We start from the raw sequence: 10,507 nt of genomic DNA, 5'->3' as shown, positions 1-10,507 counted from the left end.
CCTTGTCGATCTCCTCCATGATCGGCTGCACGGTGCGCACGACGAAGGGCAGACCGATGAAGACCAGCGCGATGACGATGCCGAGCGGCGTATACGCGACCTTAATGCCGAGCGGCGTCAGCAGGCTTCCGATCCAGCCATTCGGTGCGTAAAGCGTGGTCAGCGCGATGCCGGCAACCGCCGTCGGCAGCGCGAAGGGCAGGTCGACCATGGCATCGGCGATGCGGCGGCCTGGAAAGCTGTAGCGCACCAGCACCCACGCGACGATCGTGCCGAAGACGACGTTGACGGCGGCGGCAATGAAGGCGGTGCCGAAGCTGATTTCAAGCGCGTTGATGGTGCGGCGGTCGGTGACGATCGCCCAGAAGTCGGTCCAGCCGAGCGCCGCCGAGCGCCAGATCAGCCCGGACAGGGGGATGAGGATGATGAGGGTGAGGTAGGCAAGCGAGAAGCCGAGCGTCAATCCGAAACCCGGAATGACGCTCGGCTGCCTGAATCGCCACCCCGCCTTGGCGGGTGCTGTGGTCATGTCGTCCTGATCTAAATGCTACTGGGCCGGTTTGTAGATCTGGTCGAATATACCACCATCGCCGAAATGATAAGGCTGTGCCTTCTTCCAGCCGCCAAAAAGCGGGTCGTCGATGGTGATCAGCTTGATCTCAGGCAGCTTGGCCAAGTCCTCCGCCGGCACCAACTCGGGCTTCGAAGGGCGATAATGGTTTTTGGCGATGAGCGTCTGGCCTTCCTTGGAATAGAGATAGCTCAGATAAGCTTCGGCAACTTTCCGCGTGCCTTTGGCGTCGACATTAGCGTCGACCACGGCGACCGGCGGCTCGGCCAGGATCGAGGTCGGCGGGTAGACGATGTCGAAATTGTCGGCGCCGAACTCGTCGAGCGCCAGATAGGCCTCGTTTTCCCAGGCGAGCAGCACGTCGCCCAGCCCTTTTTGCGCGAAGGTCACGGTTGCGCCGCGCGCACCGGTGTCGAGAACCGGGACATGCGCATAGAGATTGCCGACGAATTCCTTGGTCTTGGCCTCGTCGCCGCCATCCTTGGCGCTGGCGTAGGCCCAGGCGGCGAGATAGTTCCAGCGCGCACCACCGGAGGTCTTGGGATTCGGCGTGATCACCTGGACGTCGTCCTTGACCAGATCGCCCCAGTCATGGATGCCCTTGGGGTTTCCCTTGCGGACGAGAAAGATGATGGTCGAGGTGTAGGGCGCCGAATTGTTTTCGAATTTCGTCCGCCAGTCGGGATTGATCCTCTTCGCTTTCGAGACAATGGCGTTGATATCGCCTTCGAGCGCCAGCGTCACCACGTCGGCGTCGAGGCCGTCGATCACGGCGCGAGCCTGCGCGCCCGACCCGCCATGCGACTGCTGGACGGTGACCGTCTCGCCTGTCTCGGCCTTCCAGTGGGCGGTGAAGGCCTCGTCGAATTGTTTGTAGAGCTCACGCGTCGGATCATAGGACACGTTGAGAATGGTGGTGTCGGCAAACGCGAAACCGAGCGTGCCGAACTGGACAGACGTGGCGACCAGTGCGCCGAGCAGTTTCCTGAAATGAGGTTTGGTCATTTCCGCCTCCGTTGAACTCGCGCCAATCTACCGAATTGATAGAATTTAGATGCATTCAATGTTGCCTTTTTTGGCCTATTGAAGCAATTTTTCGCCTAGTTTCGGCGATGCGAGAAACTATTTTCCCCGCATGGACCATGATCGCGCTCCCGACGCGATTATCTAGAGACGGCTAGCTTTTCGGCAATGGCTGCGTCGCGCCCGAAGGTTTCGGCCGGCTATTCGGCGGTAACGGGAAAGTTGAAGCGCTCTTTTGGAAACGGCTCGTTCTCCAGCGTGAAGTGCCACCATTCGCGGGCGTAATTCTTGAAGCCGCCGGCACGCATCGCCTCGACAAGTCTTTTGCGGTTAGCCGCCGCTTCACTGGCTATGGATCGGTGAGCCGTTTCGCTCGCTGGATCGAAACAGTCGAAACCCGTGCCGAAATCGAGCGTGTCGGCATCGGTCGCGCCGCAGGACGGTTTCGGAGCGCTCTTGCGGTCGGCTCGCGCGATCGCGACATCGACCGTCGATCCGCGCGAATGGGTGGACAGTTCGCCGATATAGCCCTTGGCGATGAGATCCTTGCGCTTGACCTTTGGGTACCACTGCGGGTCCGGTGGTCCACTCGTTTTTGTCCAGTCACCCATGTCGGAGACAGCCCGCGCAGGGCGATAGCAGTCGAACACGACCAGCGTCAGCCCTTCGGCGGCAATCGCTTTCTGCACTGCCGAAAGCGCTTGCGCCGCTTGCCTGGTGAGGACGCATACCGGCGCATCGTAGCCGCTTACCTTGCGATGCAGGAAATTTTCGAGGCCGGCATAGCGGATATCCTGCCGGATATTGGGATCGATGTCGGCTAGCCGAACAAAGCTGGCGGGCAGCGCGTCAGCAGACGCCGAGAAAGTACCGGCGGCCGAAAGCAAGACGTAAAACACAATCCCCTGAATCACCTGCCGGAAATTATTCAAGGGAAACTTTCACTCGACGAAAACCTTCACACTGGCCGCGCGTCCCGCCGCGTCGATCACGGTTAGGGTCGAATAGCCGGCGCCGTCCGGCTGCCAGGTCGCGGTGCGCCGCCGGTCGATGCCGACCAGCGGCTTGCCGTTGGCCAGCCAGCGGAATGGTGCGCGGCCGCCTTGCAGCTTGAGCACCAGCGGCGAGGGGTCGGCCGAGGAAGTGCCGAGATCGACGCGAGCGCCGTCGGGCGGAAAGATGATGGTTGGCGCAGGTTCGGTCGGCATCGCCTGTACCAGCCCATCGGCGCCGGCGCCGAAGCGCGTCAGCGTCACCGGCAGCTCCTCGCGCTTCGGACGCCGGACGCCGGACGGCTGGCTCGGCAGCGGTACGGCGGCCAGGCTGGAACGGACAAAACCTTCGAACAGGATGGGCGCAGCCGAGACATAGCCGGACAGGCCGGGCACAGCGCCGGCGTCGGGGCGGCCGACCCAGACGCCGAGCACGTAGCGGCCGTCGAAGCCGACCGACCAGGCGTCGCGATAGCCGTAGGAGGTGCCGGTCTTGTAGGCGATGCCGCGTTGGGCGGCACCCTGGGGAGGCTTGACGCCTGACAGGATGTCGGTGATCTGCCAGGTCGCCTGCCCGTCGAGGATGGTGGTGGTCGAGCGTTCGGCATTCGCCGGCTCGGTGCCGTCATGCAGCGTGTGTGCCTTGCCGCCATTGGCAAGGCCGGCATAGAGTTGGACCAGGTCGCGCAGGGTCACCCCGACGCCGCCGAGGCCGATCGCCAGGCCGGGCGCTTCGTTGACGGGCAGGATAGGGGTCACATCGGCCTGGCGAAAGCGTGCCATCAGCCGGGCCGGGCCGACCGCGTCGAGCACGCGGATCGCCGGCACGTTGAGCGACAATTGCAGCGCCTGCCTGATGCTGACATCGCCCTGATAGCCCATGTCGAAGTTCTTCGGCCGATACCCGGAGAAATCGGCTGGGCTGTCCTCGATCAGCATCTCCTGCGCCACCAGGCCCTGTTCGAAGGCGAGGCCGTAGATGAACGGCTTCAGCGTCGAGCCAGGCGAGCGAACGACCTTGGTCATGTCGATCCAGCCCGAACGGCTGGCATCGAAGAAATCGGCAGAGCCGACCTCACCAAGAATATCGCCGGTACGGGCATCGGCCAGTACCATGGCCACCGAGAGGCGAGGGCCGAGCCTGGCGGCCGCATCCTTGGCCACCTGCTCCAGCCCTTCCTGGACACTCTTGCGGATCGTCAGTTGCAGCTTCTGGCCGGGAATGGCCTTGGACAGCATCGTATAGGCCGCATGGGCAGCGAGCGCCGGCAAGGTCCGCCGCAGCCCCGACACATCGTCGAGCGCGGCACGCGCGGCTTCACGTTCGCCGAGCAGGCCTGCCGAGACCATGCGGGTCAGCACGCGGTCGCGGGCGGCATGGGCGACGTCGAGGTTGCGGTCAGGGCGCCGCTTTTCCGGCAATTGCGGCAAAGCGACGAGCAGGGCCGCCTCCGAGACCGTCAGCCGTTTCGGCTCCTTGCCGAAATAGGCAAGCGAAGCGGCGCGCACACCTTCGAGATTGCCGCCATAGGGCGCCAGCGTCAGATAGCGTTCGAGGATCTCGCGCTTGGAAAGCCGCCGTTCGATCTGGAGGGCGCGCAGCATCTGCTTGATCTTCGAGCCGAGGCTGCGGCTGTCGCGCGGTTCGATCAGCCGGGCGAGTTGCATCGGCAGCGTCGAACCACCGGAGACGATATGGCCGCTGGTCGCGAACTGGCCGGCGGCACGCGCCAGAGCCAGCACGTCGACGCCTTGATGATCCCAGAAACGCTTGTCCTCATAGGTGACCAGCATGTCGACGAACTGCTTGTCGACCTGGTCCAGGCTGGTAGCGAGCCGCCAGTAGCCATCCGGCGTAGCGAAGGCGCGCAGCAGCTGGCCGTCTCGGTCCTGCACCTCGGTCGAGACCGCCAAAGCAGCCGGCAGCGGCGGCGGAAAAGCGCGGTCGAGCTGCCAGAGGGCGGCGGCGGTGATTGCAGCGAGACCGACCAAGGAAATGCCCGTGATGGCCGCTCGGCGCAGGAATTTTCTGGAGAGCATGGCGCCGCCCCTCATCCGCCTGCCGGCACCTTCTCCCCGTTTAGTGACGGGGAGAAGGGGGCTGTCGCGACCCTTGGCGCCTTTTCTGCGACGTTAAAGTTCGGCGAAAACTTCGGCGCATGGCTCTTTCTCCCCGTCTCTATACGGGGAGAAATGCCCGGCAGGGCAATGAGGGGCAGCGCCATCGCCATATTCCTATCCGCTATTTTTTGCCTTACGGCGCCTTGACCTCCATCATGCCGGTGGCGGTGCGAGCCGAATATTGCGGCCGGTACATGTCCTCGATCGTTGCCGCCGGGTGGGCGTAGGTGCCCGGCGTCACCGCGCGCACGACGTAGGCGAGTGTGATGTTGCGGTCGCCATCGCCGTCGTTGGGATTGAAAGCCGCGACGAAACGGTCGTCGCGGAATTCGAGATGGGCGGCATCAGTCTGCGCCAGCCAGGAGAAGTTCGTCAATTGGGCGCTGGAGACCAGGCCCGGATTGTCGATCTCGAAGCCGGCCGGCAACAGGTCGGTGATCAGCAGTCGCGAAGGCCAGGTGTTCTGCTCGTAAACCTTGAGCACGACGACATAGCGTTCGTTCTGCTTGACCTCCGTCACGTTGGCCTCTGTGCCGTCTAGCTTGTAGTAGGTACGGCTGATGGTAAAGCCGTTGCCGCCGGCTGGCAGAGGCTGGATCGGCGAGGCCACGGTGGTGACGACCGCCTGCAGCGGATTTCTGCCGGTGTTGACGATGGTCAGCGGACTGTCGGCCAGGTCGCCACCGGCGATCTGGTCCGAATAGCCGCCGGCATGCGGTGCGCCGTTGACGGTCAGCGCGATCGAATCATTGCCGGCCTTCAGCGCGCGGGCGGCCAGCAGCATCCAGGACTCGTCCTGTGTGCTGGTCCACCTGGCGTCGGCGCGTTCCCTGGTCACCAGCTGGATCAGCGCCGGCACGATGGTCGGCACCGGCTTGCTTTCCGCGGCAAGCGCCAGGATCGCCGCGCCGTCGCGCAGTGGCGAGCCATAGTCGGACCGGTAATAGTCATATTCGGGCGTCGACTTGGCCAGTTGCAGCGCGGCCTGGAAGGTTGCCTCCGAGCGCTGGGTGTCACCGTAGAGCGCGAGAGACGCCGCCAGTTGGGCGACGGCCATCGGGCTGGTAAAGGCTTCGAGCTGGGTGTCGGCATAATAACGCAGATCGCCGACCGAGGCCTTTTTGTTGCGGGCAAGCACATAGAGCGCATAGGCGATCTCGCTGCCGCGATCCTGGACGTCCTGATCGTAGCCGATCGCGTTCTGCAGATTGCTCAGCGCCTGGTTCATCGCCAGGGCCGGTACGTCGTATTTCTGCTCGCGCGCCCGGGTGAGGAAATCGGTGACATAGGCGTCGAGCCACAGATCGCCGGAACCCGGACCCCACAGGCCGAAGCTGCCGGCCGAGGCCTGATAGCTCAGCACCTTGTAGATGGCGTCCTGGACGCGGCCATGCAGATCGGGGTCGCTGGCCATGCCGATGCCGGAAGCCATCTCGTTGACGTAGAGAAGCGGCATGGCGCGGCTGGTGGTCTGTTCGGCGCAACCATAGGGATAGCGGTCGAGCGTCATCAGCAGCGACGGTACATCGAAGGCAGCCGCCTGCGAAACGCCGACGCTGACCGAAGCGCCATCGAGCAGGCTTGCCGCCAGCAGTTCCTTGTCGACGCGCAGCGCGCCGCCATTGCCCTTGAGGTCGACGACCATGCGGGTGGTCACAGGCAGTTGCGCTGGGCGCACCGGCACATAGAGCGTCTGCTCGACGGCGGTGCCGTCGGCATGCGCAAGCTTGATGGTGATCGAGGCGTTGCCCGCGGTCTGCGCAATCAACGGCACGGTCAGCGTCTGCCGCTTGCCTTTGGCCAGCGTCAGCTTTTCAGGCAAGGCGGCACTGCCGGTAGACAGGTCGCCCGTCGTGTCGATGGTCAGCTTGTAGTCGCCAGCGGGGCCGTCGGTGTCGGCGATGTCGAGCCGCATGACGGCGGAATCGCCGGGCGCCAGGAATCGCGGCAGGCCGGCGGTGATCACCACCGGATCGCGAACGATGACGTCGGACTGGGCATGGCCGACTGCTTCCTTTGTCCAGGCGACGGCCATGACGCGCACGGTGCCGTTGAACTGCGGAATGTCGAAGTCGATCCGCGCCTTGCCGTCGGCGTCGAGCTGGACCGGGCCGGAGAAGAAGGCGACCAGCTTTTCGGTCGGCGGACTGCCTTGCGATTGCATGTTGGCGCCGTCGCCGCCGGTGCGCAGCTTACCGGTTGTGCCCAGCGAGCCGTCGATCAGCCGGCCATAGATGTCGCGAACCTCGAGACCGAGCATGCGCTGGCCAAAGAACCAGTTCTCCGGATCCGGAACCTTGTAGTTGGTCAGGTTGAGGATGCCGACGTCGACGGCCGCGACCATGACATAGGCGTTGGTGCCGGGCTGCACGCCGGCTACGGCCACCGGGATCGACAGCTGCTGGCGCGGCATGGTCTTGTCCGGCGGCGCCAAGCTGACGGCAAGCTTCCGCGAGCCGGGATCGAGCTTCAGCCATTTGACGCCGATGGCGCGCGCCGGCATGCGTGTCTCTTGCGCATCGCCCGGCCTGAACAGCGTTGCCGTGACGTAGGCGCCGGCACCCCAGTCGTCGCCGACCGGGATGTCGACGGTGCTGCCGCCGGCCGGCACGCTGGCGGTGACGGTCTTCAGGAGCTTGTCGGCGCCGATGGTGACGAGCAGCTCGCCGGCAAAGTGCGGCGACACTTTGAGCTTGGCCACTTCGCCCGCCGCATAGGTATCCTTGTCGAGGGCGATCTCGAGGCCGTCGGGCGTTTCGGTGGTGGTGGAACTGACATACCAGCCGGCGTCGAACTCGTAGCTGGTGGCCGGGCCTTCCGGATCCGCTGTCTCGATCTCGAGCCGGTAGCGGCCCCAGTCGACCGGCAGCGACACCGTCGCCTCGCCATCGGCGCTCAGGTCGACCTGGCCGTTGGCCACCGCCTTGGTGAAGGTGACCGGCTCATAGTTCCAGGAGTTGCTCGAGCGGTACCACTGGTAGCTGCGCTCGACCTTGACCAGCGACCACTGCGCGCCCTTCAGCGCCTCACGCTTGCCGTCTGGGTCGACAGCGATCAGGCTGAACTTGGCCGTGCCGCCTTGCGGCACCTCGTCGTCGTCGAAATCCGGGCGGATGCCGATCATGTGGCCCTGGGGGCGGATGCCGATATTCAGCGAGCGCTCGACGGCACGGCCGCCGGTTTCACGCATCCTGACAGTGACCTTTGCATCGACCAGCTTGGTGGTGGATGGCAATTGATCGACGGAGACAGGGAAGGTCGCCTTGCCGTTTTCGCCGACCACCGGCAGGCCGGTGAAGGGCGTCACCGTCGGTTCCGCCGACTGTTCGTCGGCCAGACCGAAGGAATAGCCTTTGAAGCGATCCCAGTCGCGGGCGGTCGACAGCGTCAATTCGCCTTCGAGCGCGAGGCCCGCGGCCGGCGCGCCGTAGAGAAAGCGGCCGTCGACGGTAATGTTGGCGGTCTCGCCCTGCGCGATCTCCTGCTTGTCGGAGGACAGGTCGAACTCGATGCGGTCCGGTACGAAGTCCTCGACCAGGAACATCTGGCTGGCGACCGCCGCCTGCTTGGGATCGGTATGGATCGCCACCGTCCAGGTGCCGCGCATGGCGTTGGGTTCCAGCGGCAGGTCGACCGCGTGACCACCGGCCGATGCGCCATCGCTGACGATGCGGCGGTCCTCGACGCCGTCGGGCCGCGAGAAGATGAAGGTCAGCGGCAGGTTCTCGACCGCCTTGGCGGCACTGTCGCGGGCAAGGGCCGCGACATGGACATCTTCGCCGGCGCGGTAGATGCCGCGCTCGGTCCAGGCATAGACGTCGAGCGCGCCAGGTGCCGGCCGTCCGGCGACGCCACGGTCGGACAGGTCGAAGCCGGCGCGGCCCATATCGAGGAAGACGAAATCGTCGTCGCCCTGTTTGGCCATCAGCACGGCCGGGGCCATGCCGCTGTCGCCGCGCGTCAGGCCGGGATTGAACACCGCCCGCCCTTCCGCGTCGGTGGTCGCGGTGCCGAGGATTTCATTGTTCCTGGCCAGCAGCGTCAGCTCGGCGCCGGCGATCGGCTTGGCGGTTGCGAGCGAACGGGCAAAGACGTTCAGCCCATCCTGTCCGGTATAGGTCGACAGGCCGATATCGGAGACGACGAACCATTGCGTGGCGTGCGAATCATAGTCGTCGCTGCGATCGTTGACGGCTTGTGCGGTCAGCACATAGACGCCGGGCTTGCGCTTCGGCAAAGCCTCGTCGATTGGGAAGGAGGTGGTGACTTCCTTGTTGAGGTCGTTGGCGATGTCGAGCTGGCCTTGCCAGACCGGCTCGCCCATCTGTTCGGAGATGTTCGAAATGTCGTAGCCGTCAAGCTGGCGCAGGAACTGATATCCCGACAGAAGCTGGGCCAGCGAGCGGTCGCCGATGCGGAAGAGCTTCATTTCGGCGGCATTCATGTTGACGGTGACGACCGGTATGCCGCGGCGTGCGCCTGCGGGCAGCACGAAGCTGTCGCCAGTGAAGCGGGCCGAAGGCGCGCGGTCCTGCACGTAGATCGACAGAACCACCGGTGCCGCGGTGACTTCGCCAATGGCGGCCGGCAAGCCGGCGCGGAAGGTCACGTCATAATGTTGGCCGTGCTCGAGTCCTTCGACGCAGATCTGCTTGTCCTTGGCTTCGACGCCCTTGGGAGCGGCGTTGTCGACAGTAACGAACTGCGAGTAGTCGACGCCGGTCTTGACCAGTTCCTCGGAGAACTGCGCGCAGATGCGTGGCGCGCTGGTGTCGGCATCGACGGTATGATCGATGACGCGGAAGCCCTTGCGGGCCTTGAGATCCTGATAGGCGGCCCTGACTGCCGGCGAATTGACGAGAGCGAGGCTCGCCTCGTAGGCCTGCAGGGCCGGCCTGTAGAGATCGCGGCGATCAAGGCCGTCCCCGAGCAGCGCCAGCACGTCGGCGCGCGTCTTGGTGGTGCGCAGCAATTTGTAGGCGTTGAAGGCGGCGGAAGTGGCGTTCGCCGGTAGGGTCGACGGCTCCGAGCTGTTGGCGGTCGGATGGACGGCAAGCGTTTCGCGCGCCAGCTCGAGCCAGAGCTGGCCATCATCAGGCAACACCGAAACCGCCGCTTCGTATTTGTGCATGGCCGCGCGATGATCGCCCGTCAGCGCCGACTGTTCGGCGGCGGCCCTTAGCGCCGTCAGCCCTTCTGTCGGCTTGGTGTAGGTCGGGCCAGTGAGCTTGTTGCGGTATTGCTGGGCCTGGTCGGCCATCCAGTTGGGGAAGAAGGCGAGTTCGGGTGGCGCGCCGATGTCGGGATCGCCATCGATGTTGACGATCTTGCCGGCGACGGCGCCGCCGAAGGGTTTCAACGAATTGTAATCGGATTTAAGGAAGCACCATTTGGCCTTGAGGTTGTAGGTGAAGGCGCGGCAGGCCGGGTCGCCGAGGCAGGTGGTCTTGCACTGGTCGAGGCTGACATTCTGGTCGGATCTGAGATCGAAACCGAAATAGTCGGAATTGTCCGATGTCACCACCCGCCGGGCTTCGGCCGCTTGCGCGACACCGTTCCAGGCAAAAAAGAGAAGGAAAAGAATCGATAGACCACGAGCCACGCGCATTGCCATAAACCCCTCCAGACAAGTGCTTACGTCCAGAAATCTTCAAGCTTCAGTCGCGCTTGTCAACATCGGGACGCGGCAGGATCCGCCTGCCAACGGTTTGCTTTCCGGCCGGTGACCGGTAGTAGCTCCATAGGACAGGGGATCACGCTTTCTTGCGGCGACGCAGAAGGTGTGAGTTCCAAGCCCTGT

5 protein-coding genes are annotated in these 10,507 nt (G+C 64.4%); all 5 read right to left on the bottom strand.

Annotation, left to right across the window (positions count from 1 at the left end):
• A partial coding sequence (gene cysT, locus NKI29_RS17475) for a sulfate ABC transporter permease subunit CysT (RefSeq protein ID WP_352796784.1) occupies positions 1 to 529 on the bottom strand: 529 nt, incomplete at its 3' end.
• Between the two features lie 18 nt (positions 530 to 547).
• Complete coding sequence (locus NKI29_RS17470; protein WP_023675840.1) at positions 548 to 1,576, bottom strand: sulfate ABC transporter substrate-binding protein; 1,029 nt, start codon at positions 1,574 to 1,576, stop codon at positions 548 to 550.
• A gap of 218 nt (positions 1,577 to 1,794) precedes the next feature.
• Positions 1,795 to 2,493 carry a M15 family metallopeptidase gene (locus tag NKI29_RS17465; RefSeq protein ID WP_352621236.1) on the bottom strand — a complete coding sequence of 233 codons (699 nt, stop codon included), beginning with the start codon at positions 2,491 to 2,493 and terminating at the stop codon, positions 1,795 to 1,797.
• Positions 2,494 to 2,535: 42 nt separating this feature from the next.
• Positions 2,536 to 4,626 (bottom strand): penicillin-binding protein 1C, encoded by a 2,091-nt coding sequence (pbpC, locus tag NKI29_RS17460; protein WP_352796781.1) that lies wholly within the window; start codon positions 4,624 to 4,626, stop codon positions 2,536 to 2,538.
• Between the two features lie 214 nt (positions 4,627 to 4,840).
• Positions 4,841 to 10,321, bottom strand: a complete 5,481-nt coding sequence (locus NKI29_RS17455) for an alpha-2-macroglobulin family protein (RefSeq protein WP_352796778.1) — start codon at positions 10,319 to 10,321, stop codon at positions 4,841 to 4,843.
• Between the last annotated feature and the right edge of the window lie 186 nt (positions 10,322 to 10,507).

Source organism: Mesorhizobium sp. M0678, from assembly GCF_040320505.1.
In the GTDB taxonomy this organism is placed as follows: domain Bacteria; phylum Pseudomonadota; class Alphaproteobacteria; order Rhizobiales; family Rhizobiaceae; genus Mesorhizobium.
Note: the sequence above shows the minus strand (reverse complement) of the source record. Positions and strands in the feature narration are given on the sequence as shown.